The organism is Neorhizobium sp. T25_27 (assembly GCF_002968565.1).
GTDB classification, from domain to species: Bacteria; Pseudomonadota; Alphaproteobacteria; order Rhizobiales; family Rhizobiaceae; genus Neorhizobium; species Neorhizobium tomejilense.
In genome coordinates this window covers 103,455-125,939 of sequence record NZ_PVBJ01000013.1, presented here as the reverse complement: position 1 = coordinate 125,939, position 22,485 = coordinate 103,455, and the positions used below count along the sequence as shown (strand labels likewise).

24 protein-coding genes are annotated in these 22,485 nt (G+C 62.7%); 15 read left to right on the top strand and 9 right to left on the bottom strand.

Annotation, left to right across the window (positions count from 1 at the left end; translation table 11 throughout):
• Together pcaF and C5J24_RS27560 are read left to right on the top strand one after the other, a co-directional pair.
• On the top strand, positions 1-1,206 hold the full coding sequence (gene pcaF / locus C5J24_RS27565; protein ID WP_105422516.1) for a 3-oxoadipyl-CoA thiolase: 1,206 nt from the start codon (positions 1-3) through the stop codon (positions 1,204-1,206).
• Between the two features lie 166 nt (positions 1,207-1,372).
• The gene (locus C5J24_RS27560; protein ID WP_105422514.1) at positions 1,373-1,840 is read left to right on the top strand and encodes a group III truncated hemoglobin; all 468 of its coding nucleotides are present in this window, start codon (positions 1,373-1,375) and stop codon (positions 1,838-1,840) included.
• Between the two features lie 21 nt (positions 1,841-1,861).
• On the opposite strand, the gene recX is transcribed toward C5J24_RS27560, so the two are convergent.
• Together recX and C5J24_RS27550 are read right to left on the bottom strand one after the other, a co-directional pair.
• Positions 1,862-2,416 carry a recombination regulator RecX gene (gene recX / locus C5J24_RS27555; protein ID WP_105422512.1) on the bottom strand — a complete coding sequence of 185 codons (555 nt, stop codon included), beginning with the start codon at positions 2,414-2,416 and terminating at the stop codon, positions 1,862-1,864.
• A gap of 106 nt (positions 2,417-2,522) precedes the next feature.
• A complete protein-coding gene (locus C5J24_RS27550; protein ID WP_105404352.1) occupies positions 2,523-3,245 on the bottom strand; it encodes a L,D-transpeptidase in 723 nt (240 codons plus the stop codon).
• A 200-nt stretch (positions 3,246-3,445) separates the two neighbouring features.
• Between C5J24_RS27550 and C5J24_RS27545 the strand changes: the two genes are divergently transcribed.
• Positions 3,446-3,814: a hypothetical protein gene (locus C5J24_RS27545; protein ID WP_105422510.1), complete on the top strand. Its 369-nt coding sequence runs from the start codon at positions 3,446-3,448 to the stop codon at positions 3,812-3,814.
• A 15-nt stretch (positions 3,815-3,829) separates the two neighbouring features.
• Here C5J24_RS27545 and C5J24_RS27540 read toward each other — a convergent pair whose 3' ends face one another.
• Positions 3,830-5,374, bottom strand: coding sequence for a S10 family peptidase (locus C5J24_RS27540; RefSeq protein WP_105422508.1), 1,545 nt, complete (start codon positions 5,372-5,374; stop codon positions 3,830-3,832).
• A 260-nt stretch (positions 5,375-5,634) separates the two neighbouring features.
• Between C5J24_RS27540 and C5J24_RS27535 the strand changes: the two genes are divergently transcribed.
• The 6 genes from C5J24_RS27535 (at position 5,635) to C5J24_RS27510 (ending at position 10,426) form a co-directional block, all read left to right on the top strand.
• On the top strand, positions 5,635-6,543 hold the full coding sequence (locus C5J24_RS27535) for a DUF1403 family protein (RefSeq protein WP_245446811.1): 909 nt from the start codon (positions 5,635-5,637) through the stop codon (positions 6,541-6,543).
• A 2-nt stretch (positions 6,544-6,545) separates the two neighbouring features.
• The gene (locus C5J24_RS27530) at positions 6,546-7,190 is read left to right on the top strand and encodes an SMC-Scp complex subunit ScpB (protein WP_105422504.1); all 645 of its coding nucleotides are present in this window, start codon (positions 6,546-6,548) and stop codon (positions 7,188-7,190) included.
• A 75-nt stretch (positions 7,191-7,265) separates the two neighbouring features.
• The gene (locus C5J24_RS27525) at positions 7,266-7,634 is read left to right on the top strand and encodes an antitoxin Xre/MbcA/ParS toxin-binding domain-containing protein (protein ID WP_046632432.1); all 369 of its coding nucleotides are present in this window, start codon (positions 7,266-7,268) and stop codon (positions 7,632-7,634) included.
• The gene (locus C5J24_RS27520) at positions 7,627-8,130 is read left to right on the top strand and encodes an RES family NAD+ phosphorylase (RefSeq protein WP_105422502.1); all 504 of its coding nucleotides are present in this window, start codon (positions 7,627-7,629) and stop codon (positions 8,128-8,130) included. Before C5J24_RS27525 ends, C5J24_RS27520 begins: the two co-directional genes overlap by 8 nt.
• 176 nt (positions 8,131-8,306) lie before the next feature.
• Positions 8,307-10,013: an ATP-binding protein gene (locus C5J24_RS27515; protein WP_245446809.1), complete on the top strand. Its 1,707-nt coding sequence runs from the start codon at positions 8,307-8,309 to the stop codon at positions 10,011-10,013.
• Between the two features lie 11 nt (positions 10,014-10,024).
• Entirely contained in the window at positions 10,025-10,426 is a 402-nt protein-coding gene (locus C5J24_RS27510) for a response regulator transcription factor (RefSeq protein ID WP_037084919.1), read from the top strand.
• A gap of 274 nt (positions 10,427-10,700) precedes the next feature.
• Here C5J24_RS27510 and C5J24_RS27505 read toward each other — a convergent pair whose 3' ends face one another.
• Positions 10,701-11,192 carry a MarR family winged helix-turn-helix transcriptional regulator gene (locus tag C5J24_RS27505; protein ID WP_105404297.1) on the bottom strand — a complete coding sequence of 164 codons (492 nt, stop codon included), beginning with the start codon at positions 11,190-11,192 and terminating at the stop codon, positions 10,701-10,703.
• A gap of 87 nt (positions 11,193-11,279) precedes the next feature.
• Positions 11,280-12,086, bottom strand: a complete 807-nt coding sequence (locus C5J24_RS27500; RefSeq protein WP_172724166.1) for an IclR family transcriptional regulator — start codon at positions 12,084-12,086, stop codon at positions 11,280-11,282.
• Between the two features lie 94 nt (positions 12,087-12,180).
• Here C5J24_RS27500 and C5J24_RS27495 point away from each other — a divergent pair, with 94 nt between their 5' ends.
• The 6 genes from C5J24_RS27495 to C5J24_RS27470 all read left to right on the top strand — a co-directional run bounded on the left by C5J24_RS27495 (position 12,181) and on the right by C5J24_RS27470 (position 17,735).
• Entirely contained in the window at positions 12,181-12,546 is a 366-nt protein-coding gene (locus tag C5J24_RS27495; RefSeq protein WP_046668926.1) for a Rieske 2Fe-2S domain-containing protein, read from the top strand.
• Entirely contained in the window at positions 12,533-12,868 is a 336-nt protein-coding gene (locus C5J24_RS27490) for a hypothetical protein (protein ID WP_105422496.1), read from the top strand. Before C5J24_RS27495 ends, C5J24_RS27490 begins: the two co-directional genes overlap by 14 nt.
• Before the next feature lie 36 nt (positions 12,869-12,904).
• Positions 12,905-14,134 (top strand): amidohydrolase family protein, encoded by a 1,230-nt coding sequence (locus tag C5J24_RS27485; RefSeq protein WP_105404300.1) that lies wholly within the window; start codon positions 12,905-12,907, stop codon positions 14,132-14,134.
• Positions 14,135-14,214: 80 nt separating this feature from the next.
• A complete protein-coding gene (locus C5J24_RS27480) occupies positions 14,215-15,813 on the top strand; it encodes a thiamine pyrophosphate-dependent enzyme (protein WP_105422494.1) in 1,599 nt (532 codons plus the stop codon).
• Positions 15,814-15,921: 108 nt separating this feature from the next.
• Entirely contained in the window at positions 15,922-16,896 is a 975-nt protein-coding gene (locus tag C5J24_RS27475; protein WP_205836979.1) for a 2-hydroxyacid dehydrogenase, read from the top strand.
• 26 nt (positions 16,897-16,922) lie between these two features.
• Entirely contained in the window at positions 16,923-17,735 is an 813-nt protein-coding gene (locus C5J24_RS27470; RefSeq protein ID WP_105422493.1) for a class II aldolase/adducin family protein, read from the top strand.
• A 105-nt stretch (positions 17,736-17,840) separates the two neighbouring features.
• Here C5J24_RS27470 and C5J24_RS27465 read toward each other — a convergent pair whose 3' ends face one another.
• The 4 genes from C5J24_RS27465 to C5J24_RS27450 form a co-directional block, all read right to left on the bottom strand.
• The gene (locus tag C5J24_RS27465) at positions 17,841-18,824 is read right to left on the bottom strand and encodes a tripartite tricarboxylate transporter substrate binding protein (protein ID WP_080951282.1); all 984 of its coding nucleotides are present in this window, start codon (positions 18,822-18,824) and stop codon (positions 17,841-17,843) included.
• An 83-nt stretch (positions 18,825-18,907) separates the two neighbouring features.
• A complete protein-coding gene (locus C5J24_RS27460; RefSeq protein ID WP_105422491.1) occupies positions 18,908-19,885 on the bottom strand; it encodes a tripartite tricarboxylate transporter substrate binding protein in 978 nt (325 codons plus the stop codon).
• Positions 19,886-19,957: 72 nt separating this feature from the next.
• Positions 19,958-20,941, bottom strand: coding sequence for a tripartite tricarboxylate transporter substrate binding protein (locus tag C5J24_RS27455; RefSeq protein ID WP_105422489.1), 984 nt, complete (start codon positions 20,939-20,941; stop codon positions 19,958-19,960).
• 36 nt (positions 20,942-20,977) lie between these two features.
• On the bottom strand, positions 20,978-22,483 hold the full coding sequence (locus tag C5J24_RS27450) for a tripartite tricarboxylate transporter permease (protein WP_105404306.1): 1,506 nt from the start codon (positions 22,481-22,483) through the stop codon (positions 20,978-20,980).
• Between the last annotated feature and the right edge of the window lie 2 nt (positions 22,484-22,485).

The window sequence follows — 22,485 nt, the reverse complement described above, 5'->3', positions numbered from 1 at the left end:
ATGACCGAAGCCTATATCTGCGATTATATCCGCACTCCGATCGGCCGTTTCGGCGGCTCGCTCTCCGCTGTCCGCGCCGACGACCTCGGCGCCATCCCCCTGAAAGCGTTGATGGAACGTAACGCTTCCGTCGACTGGGAGGCGGTTGCCGACGTCATCTACGGCTGCGCCAACCAGGCCGGCGAAGACAACCGCAACGTCGCCCGCATGTCGGCGCTGCTTGCCGGCCTGCCGGTCTCGCTCGGCGGCACTACCATGAACCGGCTGTGCGGTTCGGGCATGGATGCGGTCATCACCGCCGCCCGCGCCATCAAGGCCGGCGAGGCCGAACTGATGATAGCCGGCGGCGTCGAAAGCATGTCCAGGGCGCCCTTCGTGATGCCGAAGGCCGACACTGCGTTCTCGCGCAATGCCGAGATCTACGACACCACGATCGGCTGGCGTTTCGTCAACCCGCTGATGAAGAAGCAATATGGCGTCGATTCCATGCCGGAAACCGGCGATAACGTGGCGATCGACTACAAGGTTTCCCGTGAGGACCAGGACGCGTTTGCCGTCCGCAGCCAGGCAAAGGCCTCGGCAGCTCAGGAGAACGGTCGTCTTGCCAAGGAAATCACCTCGGTGACCATCCCGCAGCGGAAGGGCGATCCGGTGGTCGTTTCGAAGGACGAACATCCGCGTGCAACCAACATGGAAGCGCTTGCCAAGCTCAGGGTACTGAACAAGATCGAGGGCGCGACGGTGACTGCCGGCAACGCCTCCGGCGTCAACGACGGCGCCGCGGCCCTGATCATCGCTTCGGAGGCGGCGGCGAAGAAGTACGGATTGACGCCGATCGCCCGCATCATGGGCGGCGCCACTGCCGGCGTTCCGCCACGCATCATGGGCATCGGCCCGGCGCCGGCCACCCAGAAGCTCTGCGCCCGTCTCGGCATCTCGCCGAAGGATTTCGACGTGATCGAGCTCAATGAAGCCTTTGCGAGCCAAGGCATCGCGGTCCTGCGCGAACTCGGCCTCCCGAAAGACGCCGAATACATCAATCCGAACGGCGGCGCGATCGCGCTCGGCCACCCGCTCGGCATGTCCGGCGCCCGCATCTCCGGCACCGCAGCGCTCGAACTGTCGCTCGGCAAGGGCAGATACGCACTCGCCACGATGTGCATCGGCGTCGGGCAGGGGATCGCGGTGGCTTTGGAACGCGTTTAACACCCGTTCCACCTGCTGTCATGAATCGACGCTGGGCGCGCAAATTTGACATTGCCGCCCATTTTCGCCTGACACATCGTCGCAACCGGGCATCAAGCCTTGGGTCCCGCATCCGCTGAGCCTATATAAAGCGGGCCGCAAATGCGGCGGAACCCAAGGTTTTGAGATGAGCGACGAATTGCAGGGACGCGCGGCACATATCGCGGCGATCCGGGAACGCGCGGAAGCGGAAATGAAGGCGATCGGCATCGACGACGCCTTCATCGGCACGTTGGTCGATACGTTTTACGGCCGCATACTGGAGCATCCGGAACTAGGCCCCGTGTTCGACGCACGGCTTTCCGGACGCTGGCCGGAGCATATGGCGAAAATGAAGAGCTTCTGGTCCTCCGTCGCCTTCCGCAACGGTGCCTATGGCGGAAAGCCGGTCCAGGCGCATGCAGGCGTCGCCAACATGAGCCCTGAGCTTTTCCCGAAATGGCTGGAGCTGTTTGCCGCGACCCTGGACGACATCGCTCCGAGCCCGGAGGCGAAAGCCTGGTTCATGGCAACGGCGGACCGGATCGCGCGAAGCCTGACGCTGTCTCTCTTCTACAATCCGGCGCTTGACGACCCGGCGCTCAAACAGGCCTGACAAGCTGCAGGTCGATCCAACCTAGAGGTCGCGGCCCGCATCCAGTGCTTCCTCGGCCTCATCGATCGACATCTCGAAGATCCTCTTGCCGATATCGAAGCTGAAACCTGCCCTGGCGAAGGCGGAAAACTCCTTGACCTTGCGTTTTTCGTCGAGCTCGCTCTTGCGGAACGGCCCGAAGGCGCGTTTGCGGGCCAGGATGAGGGCCGCGTGGAAATCATCCGCCTCGGCAATGGCGGCCGCGACGGTGCTGCTGGCCACGCCCTTCTGCGACAGCTTCTGGGCAATGGCCCGCCTGGACCTGCCGCCGCGCATGCCCGAGCGGGTGCTCATTTCGGCAAAGGCGGCATCATCCAGCGCCTTGTTGTCATAGGCGAATTTAACGGCGAATTCGGCAAGCGCCCTGACCTGGGTCTCACCGATATCCTCGAATTTCTCACGTGCCTTGCGCGCTATGGCGTCGAAGAGCTGCTTTTCCGTGTGCATGCGCCGGTTTATGCGATAGATCGTCGAATTGCGCGCCCAGGAGAGCATGCGCGGCGTCGGCGCATCGGATTGCGGCGTCTCGTCGTCCAGATTCAGTTTAAGCCTCCGACCGCTTTTACCGCCGCTTCCTGCAAGGCAGCGCCGGACTTCTTACATCATGCCGCCGTGGCGAAACAACATCATCGCGGCAGCCGCATCAGACGGTGGGAACGGCCTTCAGCACATCCTGATGCACGACGATCCGGGCGTGATAGGGGACGCGCGTATAGAGGTCCATGACGTCCTGGTTGACCAGGCGCACGCAGCCCGACGACGTCGCCTTGCCGATCGAGGCCCATTCCGGCGAGCCATGCAGGCGGTAGAGCGTATCCTGGCCATTCTGGAAGATGTAGAGCGCCCGCGCACCAAGCGGGTTCTTGATACCCGGATCCATGCCGCCGTTCTCGATGGAGAACTTCTTGAGGCTCGGCTGGCGCGCGACCATTTCGTTTGGCGGTTTCCAGCGCGGCCAGGGCTGGCGCCAGTGGATGACGCCTTCACCCTGCCAGGCAAAACCGTCCTTGCCAATGCCGACGCCGTAGCGCATCGCGGTGCCGCCGGGTTCGACTACGTAGAGGAAACGGCCGGGCGTATCGACGACCACCGTGCCCGGCAGTTCGCCGGTCGGATCGACCACGCGCTGGCGATAATATTTCGGGTCGATCTGCTTGTAGGGGATTGCCGGCAACAAGTGGCCGCTGTCCTCGACGGCGGCGTATCGGGCCTGCAGCTCCGCTTCGCTCGGGGGCTCGATCGGACGGCGGGCCATTTCCGGGACCGGAGCCCGTTCAGCGGTGGTGGCGCAGCCGGCAAGCGTCGCGGTCATCGAGACGGAGCCTATCACGAAGGCGCGCCGCGACATCTGGTATTCGCTGGTCATGGACCGAAGGATCTTTCTGAAAATCAACGTATGTGAGCTAGTAGCGGTTTCCAGCCCAGACCAGCAAGGCGCGACGCATTCACATCACGGTGACCTTTCCGTCATCGGCCGAGAACGGCGGGTCAGCTAAAATTCGAGCTGTTTCGGGAACGTCACCTTCATTGCCTGCATGCCAATAAGCCGCAACCGGAGGTTATTTCATGCGCAAATCGCTCAAGTCGATCACCCTCGCCGCCCTGCTGTTCGCATCGGCGCCCCCTGCCTGGTCTCAGTCGACTCATATGCCCCCAAACCTTCCGCAGCGACCTGAAGGTTACATCAACCTGCAATCGAGTATCAGCGTCGGTCTGCCCTATAACGACGGCGCGCCGGTTGAATCCCAGATCGAAACGGCGCAACGGATGATCTATAGCCTCGCCGCGAAACAATGCGAACTCGTGCTCTCGACGATCGCCAGCGACTGCAAGATGAGCAATCTCAGCAACAACCTCAATTCGCAGCGCCTTCAGCGCGACAATGCGCAGATCACGGTGACGGCTCAGATCACCATGATCGTGAAGCTGAAATGATGGATCGGGCAATCCTCAATCCGTTGCCCTGGCCTCGTAAAACGCCCTGACGTCGCCTGCAAAACTCCTGCGCGAATCCGGCTTGGTGTAGAACATGTGCCCGCCGCGATAGACCTTGAGTTCGGCGCGGCCGGCAGCAAGTTCGGGCGGCAGGTGGTCGATGACGTAGCGGCTGGCGCCGTAAGGTGTCAGCGCGTCGCTGTAGCCATGGGCGATCATCAGCTTGAAGGACGGGATGACCGAAAGCAGGTCGCGGATATCGGTGCTGGCGCTGGCGAGCGAGCGCGAATCCCCGCCATGGCTGCCGTTCCACTCCCAGCGGCGGTTCACCTCCTCGTTCAACAGCGAATAGGTCATTTCGGTCGCAACGCCGAGTTCGTTGCGGGCATAGGCGGCAAAGGTGGCGCCATAGGCGCGCGTGTAACCTTCGAGGATCGGATCGTCGTTGCGGGTCGAGGATTCTTCCGGATAGGCATCCGGCACCCCATAGGAGGCGTCGTAGGGGCTGACGATCTTTCCCGGTCCTCCCATCTGCTTGGCATAGACATCGCCGACGAAACCGCGAGTTCGGGCGACGACGTCCCTTGGAATGCCGGTGAGTTCGGACACCCGACCGTAAAACGCTTCGGCTGCCTGGCCGGTGGGGGAGGGGCCGGCCAGTCCGACGAGATAGTCGCCGCTCGCGAAACGCTCGGCATCGGCAAGCTTTTCCGGCGTGAACTGGTTGCGGCGCTCCAGCTCGGCTGCGGCGAGCGAAGGAAGCTGCAGCGCGGCACTCAAGGGATCGTCGGAATTGGCGAGGAACCGGCCTTCGACCAGTGGCGACAGCATGATGATGCCCGAAGCCAGCATCCCCTGACTATTCTTCAAAGACACGGCGACCTTGGCAGCTCGAAAACCGCCGTAACTCTCGCCGAGCAGGTATTTCGGCGCATCGAGCCGGTTGTTCTTCTGGACGTAGAGCGCGATCGCCTTGGACAGGCTGTCGGCATCCTGCCGCACGCCGTAATAGGCGCCGGCCGCATCATTGCTGGCGGCGCGGCTCCAGCCGGTACCGATCGGATCGATCAGCACGAGATCGGTAAACGCGAGCCAGCTTTCGGGATTGTCCTTCAGCCGGGGCGTCGTGCCGTTGTCGCCGGTCGTGCCGAATTCCAGGATCTTCGGGCCGACCAGGCCGAGATGCAGATAGGCGGAGGCAGCGCCCGGTCCGCCGTTGAAGGCGAAGGTGAGCGGCCGGCCGGGTTCCCGGTTTTTGGCGACATAGGCGGTGTAGAAGATCTTCGCCGAGCGGTTGCCGTCCTGCCCGAAGAGATCGAGCGTGCCGGCCGTGGCGGTATAGGGAAGATCGCCGGAAGGCGACTTGAAGACATGTTCGGTGGTGGAATCGGCCGGAATCAGGCTGAATATGCCGCCACCGGCACCTTGCTCCGCCTGGCGACCGCGCTCGCGGTTCTCGTCACCGCCGCGCGGCTGTTGCGCCCAGGCCGGTCCCGAAAGCACCGGCGCTGAAAGGGCGAGGACTATGGCGAGAGATGCAATCAACCGATGAAACGTCAAAACTGAAATCCTCCTTGGCCAGCCGCACCCTATGTAGGGCGGCGCGCCGATCCGCAAAACTCAACTCCTATTGATCGACGGGGCAGGGGCCTTCGGCTCGCCAATTTTCAATTTTTCTTAGCGGCGCCCTGCAGATAACGGTGCAAATCCGCGGCCGGCGGTGCGGATTTCCACGCGAACGGTGGTCACAAGCGCACATAAAATTTACGCTCGCGCCCATGATTCCCAAGGCCGTATCACCGAAGACGTCGTTTCAGCCCATGCCGGCAGCTCGCTGGGCAAGTCCCCAGACCTTTGCCGCAGACACCGCGGATGCGGCATTCATGGCGGGTGGGGCACTTTATCCGCTCGACCAGATCGTCCGGGCCGAACCGGACTGGGCCGGCGCCTGGCGGCAGCGGCTGGCGCTGAAATGCGCGGCAGCGGCCGTTCGGCTTGCAGGGCGTTCGGAAGACGAGGCGGGGCTGCGCGATGCCTGGCTGTTGCGCAAGCCGGGAGACGATCCCGGTCCGGCCGGGCAGATCCTTTCGGCCTGGAAGCGGCTTGGCTCGCGTTCGGCCGCGCTCGATGCAGAGGTGCTGCAGGCGACAGCCGGCATGCTTGGCATCAAATGGGACGAGCCGCTGGCAACGCTCGCGCAGGTTTTTGACGACCTCGGCCTCACCGGATCAGCTGCGCCGTTCGCGGCTGGGGCGATCATCCGCGAGACGCACGCCATCCGTCCCGACGCCGAAGCGCTCGGCTGGTGGCTGGCCGATCTCCTTCTGGCGCAGAAGCTGCGCTGGCCCGTGCCCGTGCCGCTGTTGATGAGCCAGCGCTTTTCTTCGGTGTTCCGCGCCGAGGGCGGGCGCGGCCGCATCCGGCCCGGCGAAGAAGGGTTCGACCGGGCGATCTGCCTGGCCCTGGTGCATGCCGCGACCGAAGCCGGCCGGCTGGCGGCAGAGATTGCCCGGCGCGCCGAGCGGCTTGCCCTCGTCACGCCAAAGCTGCGTGCAAAAGGGGCGGAGGACGGGCTGCGCCTGCTGCTCTGCGATGACGCCGTTTCCGGCTCCCTGCAGACACCGAACCTTTCCCGTTTCGCGTCGCGCCGGCTGTTCGAGCGGCTGCAGCAGCTGGAAGCGGTGCGCGAGCTTTCCGGCCGCCCCACCTTCCGCATCTACGGGCTCTGAGCATGGCGAAGCGTGCGCGGCAAATCGTCATCGACAAGGAACTTCTCCACCTGACGCAGGAGGAGCGGCATCGCCAATGGGCGGCGCGGGTGGAGGCGGTGATCTTTGCCTCTTCCGAGCCCGTCACCCGGAAAGCGCTGGAGCGCGTCGTCGGAGAGGACTGCGATATCGAAGCGATCATCGTGGAGATTCGGGAGGCACTCGAGGGCCGGCCTTATGAACTCGTCGCGGTCGCCGGCGGCTGGCAGCATCGCACCCGGCCGGAATTTGCGGATGTCATCCATGCTTCCGGCGCCGCAAACGCGCCTCCGGCAGATCTGACCGATCACCAGGCCTTGGTGCTGATGACGATCGGTTACTTCCAGCCGGTGACGCGCGCCGAAATCTCGAAGATTTTCGGGCGCGAGGTAAGCCGCGATACGATCGCAACGCTCCGGCAGCTCGGCTTCCTCGCCTCCGGCCCGCGCAGTCCGACGCCCGGTGCGCCCTATACCTATATCACCACGCCGGCATTCCTCACCGCCTTCGGCTTCGACACGCTGCGCGACCTGCCGGATACGGAAATGCTGGAGGACGCCGGGCTGCTGAGCCGCACGCTGCCGGTCGACGATTTCGTCGAGCCGGAACTGGAAGACGACGACGACTAGCAGCAGTGCTTGAAATGTGCGGAGATTGAGCTCATATTGAGCAGCAGATGATCAAAACCGGATCAGGACTTTCTCATGGCTCATGCTTTTGAAATCGGCGCCGCCGCTTTCCGTGAACCTCAGTCCGCGCTTCTGTCGGCGCGGCGGGTGTCGGATCTTCTCGGCCTGACGCATGCGGAACTGGCGAAACTGATCGGCGTCGCCCGCAACACGCTGACGGCCAAAAGCGGCGCCCGCAAGGTCGACATGGCGCTCTCCCCGGTCGTGCGCATTCTGGCGATGGCGAGCGAGATGGCCGGCGACGAAAATCGCGCCGCGATCTGGTTCAAGCACCAGCCGATCCCCGGCTGGGCCGGCAAGACTGCTTACGACCTCGTCGGCGAGGGCAAGGCCGACAAGGTGCTCGCCTATCTGGAGGCGGTGCGCTCCGGCGTTTATGCCTGAATCGACAATCCTCTGGCGTGCCTATGTGCCGCGCTGGGCGCATGCGCCGCTTTCCGGTGACGGCGCTGCCCGTTTCGGCGGTCGCTGGAACCCGGTCGGCGCAGCGACCATCTATGCCGCACGCGAGCTTTCCACCGCCTGGGCGGAGTACAACCAGGGTTTCGTCCAGCATCCGGCCCTGATCGCCCAGCTTCGACTGGACGGCGCGCGGCTCGCGGATCTGACCAGCCTAGAGGTTCTGGCCGGTCTTGGCATCGGCGAGGCGATCCACCGCTGCGAATGGCGCGATGATCTCGACGCCGGGCGGGTGCCGCCAACGCATCTCCTCAGAGAGAGGCTGCTCCAGGAGGGCCACGACGGCGTCGTCTATCCATCCTTCATGTCGCCGGGCGGAACCTGTGTCGCCCTCTGGCACTGGAACGGCAAGGACCAGCCGAAGCTCACGATCACGGACCCCGACGGTCGGCTGCCGAAAAGCCCGGCTTCCTGGCTATAGTTGGGAAAAGCGACGTAGTTTCTTCCCCGTAGCGTCGGTTCGACCAGCAGGACGACCACAGCCACTCAATGTCACACCCACAGCTGTATGGAAAATGCTCCGTTCAACCTTGGCATTTAAAATTTAGCGGAATGTAATGTTTTGGATGCATGATGGGCCGAGAGAAAGCGGTGCCCATGCAGCAGAACATCCGTATCACATCGCACGTCACAATCGTGCTGACATTGCTGACAGCCCTGACAGCGCTGCTTCTCGCCGGCTTCATGTGGCTTGCCTCGGCCAAGGTGGATGACCTCGCCTTGATCCGCCAGAAGGGTTACGTCGAGCAGGGCCTCGACGAGCAGGTGAAAGCCGTACAGCATGAACTGGAAAGCGTCACGGTGTGGAACGACGCGGTCCTGCTTGTTGCCAGGGACGATCACCCATGGATTGCCGAGAATATCGGCACATGGATGCACAAATATTTCAGCCATGACCGCACCTACGTGTTCAACGAGCGGGACGAACTGGCCTTCGCCATGCGGGACGGCGAGGATATTGCGGCCCTGACCTTCCTCGACGATGAAAAGGCTGCGTCGGCCGTGCGGGAAAGTGTCCGTGCGGTGCTCCACAAACGGATCGCACCGGGCGATTCCAATCCCCCGGTGCTCGCCGAGATTTTCGCGGAGAAGATCCTCTCGATCGCCGGCCGGCCCGCCGTCGTCAGCGCGAGACCGATCGTCCCGAGCAGCGACGAGGTCTTGCTCGAGGCCGGCAAGGAGTTCATCGCGGTTGCAGTCAGGTTTCTGGATGCCAGCGCGGTCGAAAAAATTGCTCGTTACGCGCGGCTCGAAACGCTGCATTTTACCACCGACGCGGCCGAATCGACTGCGGCCATTCCGGTCATGGCCACTGCCGGCCAGACGCTCGGATATATGGCATGGAATCCCATCCGGCCGGGCCTGATGCTCATCGAGCAGATCGCTCCGGTCGGCATTGCCGGCATCATCGTGGCGATGGGCGTGGTGATCTTCCTGGGCCTCGGCCTGCGCAAGACAACCCTCGACCTGTCCGAGAGCCGTCTGGCGCTGATGCGCCACCGCGACCAGCTCGAAGAGAGCGTCAGGCTCCGGACGGCGGAGATCGAGCGCCAGCGGGAGGAACTCGACAGGCTCCTGGCGCAGGAGCGGCATGTGAATGCCCTGCAGCGTCAGTTCGTCACCATGGCGTCCCATGAGTTCCGCACGCCGCTTGCCATTATCGATGCCGCGGCACAGCGCCTGTCGCGCACCAAAACCAATCAGAAGCCCGAATATGTGGAAGAAAAGTCGGCCCAGATCCGCTCCGCCGTGCTGCGTATGGTGGACCTGATGGAGAGCATCCTGTCGGCGGGCCGGCTGGAGACCGGCAAGACGACGCTGAAGCCGGAGCGCCTCTCGCTGGCGGAAATCATCGAAGCCTGCTGTGCCCGACAGATGGATGTTCGCAAATCCCACACGATTCACCGGGACCTTTCGCATCTGCCGCAGGCGATCCTTGCCGACCGCACCACGATCGAACAGGTCTTCACCAACCTGCTTTCGAATGCCGTCAAATATGCCCCCCACGCGCCGGACATCCATATCCGGACCTCGACGAAGAACGGCATGTCCTATGTGTCGATCCAGGATGCCGGCATCGGCATGGATGCCGAAGACCTGCCGAAGCTTTTCCAGCCCTATTACCGGGCCCGCAGCGCGACCGGCATCGCCGGCACGGGCATCGGCCTCAATCTCGTCAAGCAGATCGTCGATCTGCATGGCGGTTCGATCTCCGTCGAAAGCGTGCTCGGCCGGGGAACAACATTCACGGTGGCGCTCCCGAACAAGGGACCGCTCGCAAATCTCATCAAACGTGCAGCTTAGGGAATAGCAGGATGATTACCGTACTATGCATCGACGACGAAGCGGATATCCGCCAGCTCATCGTCGAGGAACTGGCGGACGCCGGATTTGCAACTCTGGAGGCGGCCAACGGGCAGGAGGGTCTCGAAGCCATCCTGGCGTATTGGCCGGACATCGTCATCTGCGACATTTCGATGCCCGTCATGGACGGTCATCAGCTCCTGGCAGAAATCCAGATGAACCATGCCGAGCTTTTCAACATCCCCTTCATCCTTCTGTCGGCCTTGACTGACAAGGACAATGTGTTGACGGGCCTGCGGGCAGGGGCGGCGGACTATCTGACCAAACCGATCGATTTCGATCTTCTGCTGGCAAAGCTCGCCGGCTGCATCGCCCGCCTCGAAAACGACCGGGCCGTCGGCCGGGCGCTCTGATTTCATGGCAAGGCGGCGTGAGCAATCTACAGTGGGCGTCGTGCCTATCGATGCACCGCTGTAGGTCCCGCCGTGATTTCGGGTTGCGACGATTTTCCGGACGAGGCTCGCGGCCCGAGTTCGAGCTGGGTGCGAGCCTCTAACCGTCATCATGGCGGCTGTGGGAACCTAAGAACCGACCCCTATGGCGCCGTCAAATCAACGTTTTGTAAACCATCGACGCCAAAGGCTGGCGCGGTGGTGACGAAGAAGTTTCGCCGGAGGCGAGGTTTTGTCACTCACCCTTGGAGGGTTCGTCGCGTTCGCGAAGATTGCGGGCGACGAGGCGACAGAGGTCGCGGAGTTGCTGGTAGCTCTCTTGCGGCAGGAACGAAAACACTTCGCGCTCGACGGCGTCGGCGGCTGCATCGCAGGCCTTGATCATCCGCTTGCCTTCGGTCGTCAGGCTCATGCGCAGGATGCGGCGGTTGGCCGGATCTTCCTTGCGGGTGATGAGATTGCGGCGCTGCAGCCCGCCGATCAGCTCGTTCATCGTCTGCGGTGTCACGAAGAAGCGACGCGACAGTTCGGCCGAGGAAAGGCCGTCGCGGCTGCCGATCACGCTCAGCACCGTATATTGGATGCCGGTCATCTGCAGCGCCGACAGCGCCGCCTCGAGCCGGCTGCGCACGGCATGATTTGCCTGGTTCAGGAAGTAGATTGCCCGGGGCTGCTGCATCACCCAGTCGCTGGTGCTTGCTTCTTCGGGCTTCATGTCTTCAGCCATCACGATGCGGCGACCTTCTTCAAAACGGTTATATGAGCGGGGTAGCGGAGAAAATGCAGCCGCACAAGCCGGGTTGGACGAAACCCCTCAACTTACTGAGGCGCCGAGCCGGAGCGACAGCGACCTTGCGGCACGCAACGTGGCGGTCAGCGGCGGGCCGGAAGGCGCGATATCGAAACCATCCTGGCGGCCGAGCACGGTGATGACCGCCTTCAGGTGTGCGCGGTGATCGAAGACGGGAGCGGCAACGGCTGAGAAATCCGGAACGGTGGACGGCAGCGTTGCGGCATAACCTTGACGGCGGACATCCGTGAGTTCGGTTATGAAACGCGCGGCCGAGGCCTCCGCTTCGCCATCCTGTTGCATCATGGCGCGCAGGTGGTGTTCCCATTCGACGTTCGGCAGGTTGGCCATGAAGACCCGGCCGGTCGCGGTCGGCCAGAGGCGTACAAGCGATCCGACCTTGATCTCGTAGACGCTGTCGGAGCGGCCCTCGATCTTGTCGACCACGACAGGCGCATCGCCGTTCCACACCGCCAGGGTCACCGTCTCGCCGAGTTCGGCGGCAAGCTGCGAGATTGACGCACGCGCAAGGCTGAGGAAGTCGGTGCGCGAAAGCGAGGCAAGCCCGAGCTGCAGCGCCGAATCGCCGAGATCGTAAAGGCCGGACAGCCGGTCCTGAGCGGCAAAACCGGTGCGCACCAGGCTGACAAGATAACCATGCGCCATGCTGGGCGTCATCCCGGCAGCCGCTGCGATATCGTTCAGCCGCAGCGCGCGGCCGGCATGCTGGATCGCGGTCAGCACCTTCAGGCCCTTTTCAAGCGACTGGATACCGGCGCCCTTTGTTTCCGGCCCCTTGCCTGCCGCCTTCTGTATTACCGCCGCGTCCATGACCTCTCCGCTTGACGTCCTCATTCATCTTTATACAATATAACTGAATGATTTCAAGAATATTGAAATCGACGCGAAGGATAAGGAGGAGACCTTGGCGGAATATCTGGTTTGTTCGGAGGATGAGATCGCCGATGGCGGCCGCAAGGTCGTCGCCTGCGGGGAGCGGGAAATCGGCATTTTTCGGGTAAAAGGCGCTCTGCATGCTTGGCACAACATGTGCCCGCATCGTCAGGGCCCGATCTGTCAGGGACGCATCTATCCTCAAGTCATCGAGCCCGTCGATGAAAGACAGGAGGTGCGGACGCTTCAATACAATGAAGAGAACATGCACGTCGCCTGTCCGTGGCATGGCTGGGAATTCAACCTGGAGACCGGTCGCAACGCCGGGCCGGCCAAATACCGCCTTCACCGAGCCGAACTGGCGATCCGGGAGGGGCAGGTCTATGTCGTCCTCTGAGCCCACATTACGCAACGACCCCTATGGCTGGATCGAGGACGCCACCGCCGAGATCGAGAAGGCGACCGCCGAACTGCTGGAAAACGGCGAGGCATCGCGCGTCTCGGATGAAGCAGTCGCCCGGATGATGACGGCGGCGATCCGGCTTTACGTCGCCAAGAGCGACGGCGAGGAACGTACCTTCCGGCCGCTGACCGGCACCCGCGACGAAACGGTGACCGCCACCGAGGCGCTCTCCACCGTTTCCGAAATCCTGCGCGCCCTGCATCTCGGGCCGATGGAACTGGCGCTCTGGTACCGGCGCCGGCCGGACGAACTCTGAGGCATAAATCCACTCTTTCGCCTGAGGAGAGCGAACATGGATATTTCCAACAAGGATCGCGCCCGCGAATTGCCGGTGCAGCAGATCGATGTCTTCACCGATACGCGCGACATCCTCGCGCATGCCAACAAGGCGGCCAGGAAGCGCGGTTTCGAGGACTGGCTGATCTGCGACGTGGACGCCCACCACACCGAGACGATTTCCTGGCACGAACTGGTGCAATATATCGAGGACCCGGTCATCCGCCACCAGGCGATGCTCTTCCACGACGAGAAGATGGGCACCGCCTCCTACGGTTTGAACGGCGACATGGGCCTCAAATACCAGGATGTCGGCGGCCGCATTCCGCACCAGGCGGGCATCCGCGAAAAGGTCGATGACGGGGTGCATCGCGATGTCACCCTCTCGCGCCGGGCGATGAGCGCGCTCGGCGTCGACTATATGGTGCTGTTCCCGACGCCGATGCTGACGCTCGGGCTGCATCCGCAGCCGGAAATGGAAGTCTATCTCGGCCGCGCCTATAACCGCTGGCTGATCGACAAGGTGCTCTCCAAGGACGACCGGCTGAAGACGCTTGCCTACCTGCCGTTCAACGTGCCCAAGGAAGCGGAACGCACCATCGAGGAATTCGCCGGCCAGCCGGGTGTCATCGGCTTCTGCGTGCCGTCCACCCGCCATAAGCCGGTGCACCACAACGACTATATGCGCGTCTATGCGATGCTCGAGGAGCGCAACCTGCCGATCGCCTTCCATGCCGCCTATCACTGGCAGGACCAGTCGCTGTCGACCATCAACCGGTTCCTCGGCATGCATGCGCTTGGCTTCGTCTGGTGCAATATGGTGCACATGACCAACTGGATCCTGAACGGCATTCCGGAGCGTTTTCCCAAACTGAAAAGCATCTGGGTGGAAAGCGGGCTCGCCTGGATCCCCTTCCTGATGCAGCGGCTCGACGACCAGTACCTGATGCGGCCGTCGGAAGCGCCGCAGCTGAAAAAGCTGCCGAGCGATTACATGCGGGAAAACTGCTGGTACACGACCCAGCCGATGGAAACGGTGAACATGAAGGCGCTGCAGCTGACGCTGGAGATGATCAACGCCGAGAGCCAGCTCCTGTTTGCATCCGACTGGCCGCATTTCGATTTCGACCTGCCGCAGGAGATCTACGACCTGCCGTTCCTGAGCGAACAGGCGAAGCGGAATATTCTCGGGCTGAACGCGGCGAAGTTGTTCAATCTGGACCCGACGCCGCGTAAGACTTTGTAGGCGGGGAGGGTGTGTGGAGCCCCTCAGCACCGCGGCAGTTTTTCATGGTCTTCCACTTCGTCTAACAAGGACATTCCAACATGACCATCACCGGAGGCGATTCCATCGTCGCTTCACTGCGCGCCCACGATGTGGATACCGTCTTCGGCATACCAGGCGCCCAGCTCTACGGCCTGTTCGACGCCTTCCAGCGCGACGGCATGCGGGTGATCACGCCGCGGCACGAGCAGACATGCGCCTATATGGCCTTCGGTTACGCCCGAGCCTCGGGCAATCCCGGTGTCTATTCCGTCGTGCCCGGCCCGGGCGTGCTCAACACGGGCGCTGCGCTGCTGACCGCGTGGGGCTGCAACGAGCCGGTTCTGTGCCTGACCGGGCAGGTACCGACCGCGTTTCTCGGCAAGGGCCGCGGCCACCTGCACGAGATGCGCGACCAGCGCGCCGTTCTCGCCGGCATCGCCAAGTCTGCCGAACGCGCCGACAAGGCAGCGGACGTTTCCGTCGCAATCGCCCATGCGTTTCGCGAGATGCGCTCCCTGAAGCCCGGCCCGGCAACGGTTGAAATGCCCTGGGAACAGTTCGTGGCGGAGGGCGAATTCGAGATTGCCCGGCCGCTCGAAAATCATCCGGATCCGATAGCCGATGTAGCGGTCGGCGAGGCGGCGGCGGCGATCGGCCGGGCGGAACGGCCGATGATCTTCGTCGGGCCCGGCGCCTTCGAGGCCCGTGATGAGGTGCTGCGGCTTGCGGAAATGCTGCATGCGCCGGTGGTCGGCTTTCGTTCCGGACGCGGCGTGGTCTCCAACCGCCACGAACTCGGCCTCACCATCGCCGAGGCGCGAAAGCTGTGGCCGGCGGTCGATTGCGTCATCGGCATCGGCACCCGGCTCGAGGTGCCGAGCTGGCGTTGGAAGCCGAGAGCCGAAGTGCCGGTGGTGCGGCTGGAAATCGACGCGGAGGAGCTGATCCGCACGCCGGAGGCCCTCGGCGTGCTCGGCCGAGCAAAGACCTCCCTCACGGCGCTGCTTGCCGAACTCAAGCCGCCGATGCCTTCCGACGACTGGCAGGAAGCGATCCGAGAGGCGCGCGCGCAAACGGCGCAAGCCATCCAGGAAGTCTCGCCGCATTACGGATATCTGCAGGCGATCCGCGCTGCCCTTCCCGACGACGGCATCCTCGTCGAGGAGGTCTGCCAGTCCGGTTTCGCCTCCTGGTACTGTTATCCGGTCTACGAACCACGCACCTTCATCTCGACCGGCTTCCAGGGCACGCTCGGCTTCGGCTTTCCGACCGCACTTGGCGTCAAGATTGCCCGGCCGGACGTGCCGGTGGTGTCGATCGCCGGCGATGGCGGTTTCATGTTCGCGGCGCAGGAACTGGCGACCGCCGCGCAGTATGGCATCGACGTCATCACCGTTGTCTTCAACAATTCCGCCTTCGGCAACGTGAAGCGCGACCAGAGCGAAGCTTTCGGGGGGCGACTGATCGGCTCGGAACTGAAGAACCCGGATTTCGGCAAGCTCGCCGCCGCCTTCCATGTGGATTTCGCCCGAGTGAGCGCTCCGGAGGATCTCCGCACGGCAATCGATACCGCGATTGCGCGCGGCGGCCCGTGGCTGATCGAAGTGCCGCTGTCGCTCGAAAGCGAAGTGAGCCCCTGGAAATTCATCCACGGGTAATCCGTCGATGACGAATTCCGTTCTACATGGACGAAAAGGCCTATCGTCATGGCAGGGAGCCGTATAAAGTCGGCTCCAAGATTTCGATCCGGGGAGGGCATCGTTTCCGTGACATCAGAGAAGAAAACCATCCGTATCGTTGTGCTGACGGCGGTTCTGCCGGCTTCGGTGGTCTCGACGCTCGAAGGCATGGGCGGGCGGCAAATGTCGCTCGCGGACGTCGCCGCAGGCGGCGAGATGCCGGGCGTGCAGGTGCTGGTCACCGATCCAGGCGTCGGCGCCAACGCGGATATTCTCGCAAAATTCCCCAACCTGAAGCTGGTCGCCTGTTACGGCATCGGCATCGACTCGATCCATATGCCGACCGTCAAGTCGCGTGGCATCGGCATTTGCAACACGCCGGGCCTGCTGACGGAGGATGTCGCCGATCTCGCCATGGCGCTGATGCTGGCCTCCGCCCGCGATATCGTGCCCCAGACCCAATATGTCCGCGACGGCCGATGGACGACGATCGCGGCAAAAGTCCCGCTCGGCCGCTCGCTCAAGAACAAGGCAATCGGCATTGTCGGGCTCGGCAATATCGGCGCAGCGATTGCGGAACGGGCCGCCGCTTTCCGGATGCGGGTTTCGTATCATGGGCCGCGGCGGAAACCTGTCCCTTATACCTACATGCCGGATCTCGTCGCGATGGCGAAGGAGAGCGATTTCCTCGTCGTCGCCAGCCGCGGCGGCGACGACACCAGGAAAATCGTCAACCGCGACGTGCTGGAGGCCCTCGGACCTCAGGGCACGCTGGTCAACGTCTCGCGCGGTTCGATCGTCGACGAGGCGGCGCTGGTGGAGGCGCTCAGGACCGGCAAGCTCGGCTTTGCGGCACTGGACGTATTTGCCAACGAGCCGAGGGTTTCGGAAAAGCTGCTGTGGATGCCGAATGTCATCATGACGCCGCACCAGGGCAGCGCGACTGCGGAAACCCGCCTCGCCATGGCCCTTTTGCTGGTCGAGAATGTCAACGCGTTTTTCAAGGGAACGCCGCTGCCGACGCCGGTGGTCCCGATCGCGATCTGGGCTTTTGAACTCTAGCTTTTGAACTCTGGGGAGGACGTCACATGGCATTTCAACGTCACGTCATCGGACTGGCAGGGCAGGACCAGCCCGGCGAGGTTATCACCGAATTCGACCGCGCCTCGGTCACCGACGAGGAATGGGCCGTCCGCGTCGATCTCGCCGCCGCCTATCGTCTCGCGGCACTCTACGGCTGGGACGACCTCATCTACACCCATATCTCGGCCCGCGTGCCGGGCACCGAAAACCACTTCCTGATCAATCCGTTCGGGATGGCCTTCGACGAGATCAAGGCGAGCAACCTCGTCAAGATCGACCACGAGGCGAAGATCATCGGCAAGTCGGACTATCCGGTGAACGGCGCCGGTTTCGTCATCCACCACGCCGTGCACAAGGCGCGCCACGAGCTCAACTGTGTCATGCACCTGCATACCGAGGCGGGCATGGCGCTTTCCATGCTCGATTGCGGCTTGCTGCCGCTCTCCCAGCATTCGATGTTCTTCTACAACCGCATCGGCTATCACGGCTACGAGGGCCTGGCCCTCAACATGGAAGAGCAGGACAGGCTGATCCACGATCTCGGCCCGCACAAGAACATGATCCTCAAGAACCACGGCACGCTGACATCGGGCGAAAGTGTCGGCGAGGCGTTCGTGTGGACCTTCTGGCTGGAGAAAGCCGCCCGCGCCCAGCTCGCCGCCATGGCCGCCCAGCCGCAGGGTCTCACCGTTCCGGCCGAGAAGATCGCCGAGCTGACCGCGCATATGTACGAGATGTCGCCGGCAAAGCCGGGACTGAAGGAATGGCCGGCGATGCTGCGCAAGCTGGATCGGATCGATCCGAGCTATCGGGCCTGACATCTGATACGACCGCTTGCCGGGAACTGGCGGGCTTTCCTCCTATTCTCCGCAACGAAAAAAGCCGGCGTTTCCACCGGCTTTTTTTATCTGTTTCAGCAAGTCTTACTGCTGCGGGATCTGGGCGATCGCGACGTAGTCCTTCCACTCCGCGATCGTCTTGATCATCAGAGCCTGGGCTTCGGCAGGAGTAGAGATGTAGGCGTCGCCGCCCTGGTCGGCCAGGAACTTCTGGGTTTCCGGCTGCTGCAGAACGGTGTTGAACCAGCCGTTGATCTTGGTGGTGATGTCTTCCGGCGTGCCCTTGGCAACCATGGCACCCCACCAGCCGAGCTGGTCGACGTCAAAGCCCTGTTCCTTCAGGGTCGGAATGTTCGGAGCGCCCTTCATGCGTTCCGGCGAGCCGACGCCGAGAAGACGGAAGCGGCCTTCGCGCTGCTGGGCGAGGGCAAAGACCGGATCGTAGGAGCCGAAGTCCATTGCGCCGCTGGTCATGTCGTTAAGCGAGTCGGCGGCAGTCTTGTACTGGACCGAAACGGTCTCGAGGCCGGCTTTCTGCTTGTAGACTTCGGCCATGACCTTGCCCGAAGTGGCGTTGACGGCATAGGAGCCACCGTCGCCCTTTTCCTTCATCGCGGCGGTCAGTTCCTTCAGGTCCTTGTAGGGCGCGTCCTTGGCGACGGCGATCATGAAGGCCTGCTTGTTGATGGTGGCGATCGTCATCAGGTCCTTGCCGACGTCGATGGGCGGCTTCTTCATGATCCACATGTTGCCGGCGATCGAGTTGCCGGAATGGACGAAGATCGTGTAGCCGTCCGGCTTGGAGCGCGACGTGTATTCAGCGGCGATGTTGCTGAGCGCGCCCGGCTTGTTTTCGACGATGATCGTGGCGCCGGCGACCTTGGACACCTTGTCCGCGAAATAGCGGACGAGAACGTCGGCGCCGGAGCCGGCCGGGAAGGCGCAGACGAAGGTGATCGTCTGCTCCGGATAAGCGGCCTGGGCGGGCGTAACGTTTGCAATCTGTGCGACCGCCAGCATCGCCATGGCGGCGGTGGCTTGTGCGATCTTCTTAAGCCATTTTGTCACTTTTCATCTCCTATGGCGGTTCGTAAGGGTCCCTGCGAAAGAACCTGCCGCACTATGGCGAGAGGGTCTTTCGAATCGGTTGATTAATTCTGCGGAATCTTGGCCATGGCCACATACGTCTTCCACTCCTCGACGGTCTTGGCGAGCAGTGCCTGACCCTCGTCCGGAGTGCCGACATAGACGTCACCGCCGAATTTCGCGAGGAAGGCGACGGTATCGGGCTGGGCCAGGACTTCGTTGAACAGCGCGTTGATCTTGTCGACCACCGGCTTCGGCGTCGCCTTCGGAACGAAGGAGCCCCACCAGCCGAGCTGGTCGATGTCGTAGCCCTGTTCCTTGGCGGTCGGGATGTTGGGCAGCGACTTCAGCCGGATCGGCGAACCGGTCGCAAGGATCCGGACACGCTTCTCGTTGGCCTGCGACAGGGAGAAAACCGGATCGTGGACGCCGTAGTCGAGAGAGCCGCTCAGCATGTCGTTGAGCGAATCCTTGGCGTCCTTGAACGAGACTTCGACCGGATCGACGCCAGCGACCTGCTTGTAGATTTCGCCGAGAACCTTGCCGGATGTCGCAGCCGTTGCGTAGCTGGCGTTGTTGCCCTTTTCCTTCAGCACCTTGGTCAGCTCCTTCATGTCCTTGATCGGGCTGTCGTAAGCCACGACGAACATGAAGGCCTGCTTGTTGATGAAGGAGGTGGTCTGCAGCTCCTTGACGACGTCGATCGGCGGCGCCTTGAACAGCGACATGTTGGCCGCCGTCGAGGTGCCGGAATGGACGTAGATCGAATATCCGTCCGGCTTGGCGCGGGCGGTGTACATGGCGGCGATGTTGCCGGCGGCCCCCGGCTTGTTTTCGACGATCACCGTCTGGCCGGCGACCTTGGCGAACTTGTCGGCAAAGAAGCGGACCAGGACGTCGGCGCCGGAGCCGGCCGGGAAGGCGCAGACGAACGTGATCTGGCCATTCGGATAAGCACCCTGCGCGAACGCACCAAAGGGCGCGAGCGTGGCGGCCGCGGCAGTCGCCATCATCAGGTTTCTGCGTGAGATTTCAGTGGTCATCGGTACAAGTTCCTCCCTTGAACGCCCCAGTCATTCCCGTAGCAAGCTTCCGTCAAGCCCGTTGAACAAGCCTCAGTTTTGCGGGATCTTCGCCAGCGCCACATAGGCACGCCACTCCTCGACGGTCTTTGCAAGAAGCTCGTCGACCTCCTTCGGCGTACCTTTGTAGACGTCCCCACCGAACTTGTTCAGGAAGGCTTCCGTTTCCGGCTGGTCAAGCACGTCCCGGAACAGTGCGTTCAGCTTCAGAACGACATCGTCCGGCGTCTTGGCCGGCACGAACACACCCCACCATCCAAGCTGGTCGACATTGAGGCCATATTCCTTGATGGCCGGAATCTCGGGCGTCGATTTCATGCGCTGCGGCGAGCCGACCGCGAGCAACCGCAGGCGCCCCTCGCGCTGCTGGCTGAGCGCGAAGACCGGGTCGAGTGCCGCGAAATCCAGCTGACCGCTGGTGATGTCGTTCAGGGAATCCGGGCCGGTCTTGTAGGCGACTTCGGTCGCCGAGACGCCTGCCAGCTGCAGGTAGACTTCGGCGAGAACCTTGCCCGAGGTCGCGGTCGAGCCATAGGTGGCGTCGCCGGCCTTGGCCTTCAGGTGCTCGGTGAGCTGCTTCATGTCCTTGATCGGGCTATCTGCGGCGACCGCGATCATGAAGGGCTGCTTGTTGATGAACTGGACCCCTCGCAGCGCCTTGGTGACGTCGATCGCGGGTTTCTTGAACAGCGACATGTTGGCCGCGGTCGAGGTGCCCGAATGGACGTAGACGGTATAGCCGTCCGGCTTGGCGCGGCTGACATATTCGGCGGCGATATTGCCGTTGGCGCCCGGCTTGTTCTCGACGATCACCGTCTGCTTTGAAACGGCCGCCACCTTTTCGGAGAAGAAGCGGACGAGAATATCGGCGCCGCTTCCGGCCGGAAAGGCGCATACGAAGGTGATCGTACCATTGGGATAGCTGGATTGTGCGAACGAGACACCGGGGAGAACGGCGGCCATCGTGGCCGCCGCAATCAGGGTGCGTCTTGTCAGTTTCAAATGTTGTTCAGTCATTGGCTCTTCCTCCAAAAAACCGTTGCAGAACGTCCGTTATTCCTCCTGGAACGCCTCCTCGCGTGTCTTTCGGAACTGCGGGAAGATGATCAGGCAAAGCATCAGGACCGTCGCCACGAGAAGCGTGGCCGAGATCGGACGGTCGATGAATATCGTCGGATCGCCGCGCGAGATGACCAGCGAACGGCGCAGGTTTTCCTCCATCAGCGGGCCGAGAATGAAGCCGAGCACCATGGGCGCGGGCTCGCAGCCGAGCTTGAAGAGGATGTAGCCGAAGACCGTGAAGACGATCATCAGAACCATCATGAACGGCTCGGTGCTCGTCGAGTAGACACCGATCGCGCAAAACAGCAGGATCGCCGGGTAGAGCAGGCGGTAGGGAACCGACAGAAGCTTCACCCAGATGCCGATCATCGGCAGGTTGATGACGACGAGCATCAGGTTGCCGATCCACATCGAGGCGACCATGCCCCAGAAGAGGTCCGGACGGGTGGTCATGACCGCCGCACCCGGCTGGATGCCCTGGATGATCATCGCGCCCATCATGATCGCCATGATCGGGTTCGACGGAATGCCGAGCGTCAGGAGCGGGATGAACGAGGTCTGGGCGGCAGCGTTGTTGGCCGCTTCCGGACCCGCGACGCCTTCGACCGCCCCGGTGCCGAACTTGCGCGGGTTCTTCGAGATCTTCTTTTCGAGCGTATAGCTGGCGAAGGAGGCAAGAACCGCGCCGCCGCCCGGCAGGATGCCGAGGAGCGAGCCGAGGCCCGTGCCGCGGAGGGCTGCCGGATAGGCTTCCTTGAATTCCTTCTTGGTCGGCCACATGTCGCGCATGCGGGTGCTGATCGCTTCGCGCGGCGGCGGCGGGTTCTCGAGGTTGCGGATGATTTCCACGATGCCGAAGAGGCCGAGAACCAGCGGCAGGAAGTCGATGCCCTCCCACAGGCCTGAAAGGCCGAAGGTATAGCGGGTAAGACCCGTGTTGATGTCGGTGCCAACGAGGCCGAGCAGCAGGCCTATCAAGACCATGGCAACGGCCTTCAGGACCGAACCGTGCGCCAGAACGATCGCCATGGTGAGACCGAGCAGCATCAACGCGAAATAATCCGGCGAATTGAACTGCTGGGCGATCGAGGCGAGCGGTGGACCGAAGGCGGCGATGAAGACGGTGCCGATCGTGCCGGCGAAGAACGAGCCGAGAGCGGCGATCGCGAGTGCCGCACCCGCGCGGCCCTTGCGGGCCATCTGATGTCCCTCGATACAGGTCACCACCGAGGAAGCTTCACCCGGCATGTTGACCAGGATCGAGGTGGTGGAGCCGCCATATTGTGCCCCGTAATAGATGCCGGCCAGCATGATCAGCGACGAAAGCGGATCGAGCCCGAACGTGATCGGCAGCAGGATCGCCAGCGCGGGAATGGGTCCGATGCCTGGAAGAACGCCGATCAGCGTGCCGAGCACGACGCCGATCAGACAGAACATCAGGTTCTCGAGCGAGCCTGCAGCCATGAAGCCGGTTGCGAGGTGTTCAAAGACTTCCATGG

Excerpts from the sequence above, each read along its gene's own strand:
- pcaF (WP_105422516.1), top strand. The coding sequence starts at position 1 with ATGACCGAAGCCTATATCTGCGATTATATCCGCACTCCGATCGGCCGT.
- C5J24_RS27560 (WP_105422514.1), top strand. The coding sequence starts at position 1,373 with ATGAGCGACGAATTGCAGGGACGCGCGGCACATATCGCGGCGATCCGG.
- C5J24_RS27550 (WP_105404352.1), bottom strand. The coding sequence starts at position 3,245 with ATGACCAGCGAATACCAGATGTCGCGGCGCGCCTTCGTGATAGGCTCC.
- C5J24_RS27545 (WP_105422510.1), top strand. The coding sequence starts at position 3,446 with ATGCGCAAATCGCTCAAGTCGATCACCCTCGCCGCCCTGCTGTTCGCA.
- C5J24_RS27535 (WP_245446811.1), top strand. The coding sequence starts at position 5,635 with ATGCCGGCAGCTCGCTGGGCAAGTCCCCAGACCTTTGCCGCAGACACC.
- C5J24_RS27530 (WP_105422504.1), top strand. The coding sequence starts at position 6,546 with ATGGCGAAGCGTGCGCGGCAAATCGTCATCGACAAGGAACTTCTCCAC.
- C5J24_RS27525 (WP_046632432.1), top strand. The coding sequence starts at position 7,266 with ATGGCTCATGCTTTTGAAATCGGCGCCGCCGCTTTCCGTGAACCTCAG.
- C5J24_RS27520 (WP_105422502.1), top strand. The coding sequence starts at position 7,627 with ATGCCTGAATCGACAATCCTCTGGCGTGCCTATGTGCCGCGCTGGGCG.
- C5J24_RS27515 (WP_245446809.1), top strand. The coding sequence starts at position 8,307 with ATGCAGCAGAACATCCGTATCACATCGCACGTCACAATCGTGCTGACA.
- C5J24_RS27510 (WP_037084919.1), top strand. The coding sequence starts at position 10,025 with ATGATTACCGTACTATGCATCGACGACGAAGCGGATATCCGCCAGCTC.
- C5J24_RS27505 (WP_105404297.1), bottom strand. The coding sequence starts at position 11,192 with ATGGCTGAAGACATGAAGCCCGAAGAAGCAAGCACCAGCGACTGGGTG.
- C5J24_RS27500 (WP_172724166.1), bottom strand. The coding sequence starts at position 12,086 with ATGGACGCGGCGGTAATACAGAAGGCGGCAGGCAAGGGGCCGGAAACA.
- C5J24_RS27490 (WP_105422496.1), top strand. The coding sequence starts at position 12,533 with ATGTCGTCCTCTGAGCCCACATTACGCAACGACCCCTATGGCTGGATC.
- C5J24_RS27485 (WP_105404300.1), top strand. The coding sequence starts at position 12,905 with ATGGATATTTCCAACAAGGATCGCGCCCGCGAATTGCCGGTGCAGCAG.
- C5J24_RS27480 (WP_105422494.1), top strand. The coding sequence starts at position 14,215 with ATGACCATCACCGGAGGCGATTCCATCGTCGCTTCACTGCGCGCCCAC.
- C5J24_RS27470 (WP_105422493.1), top strand. The coding sequence starts at position 16,923 with ATGGCATTTCAACGTCACGTCATCGGACTGGCAGGGCAGGACCAGCCC.
- C5J24_RS27460 (WP_105422491.1), bottom strand. The coding sequence starts at position 19,885 with ATGACCACTGAAATCTCACGCAGAAACCTGATGATGGCGACTGCCGCG.
- C5J24_RS27455 (WP_105422489.1), bottom strand. The coding sequence starts at position 20,941 with ATGACTGAACAACATTTGAAACTGACAAGACGCACCCTGATTGCGGCG.
- C5J24_RS27450 (WP_105404306.1), bottom strand. The coding sequence starts at position 22,483 with ATGGAAGTCTTTGAACACCTCGCAACCGGCTTCATGGCTGCAGGCTCG.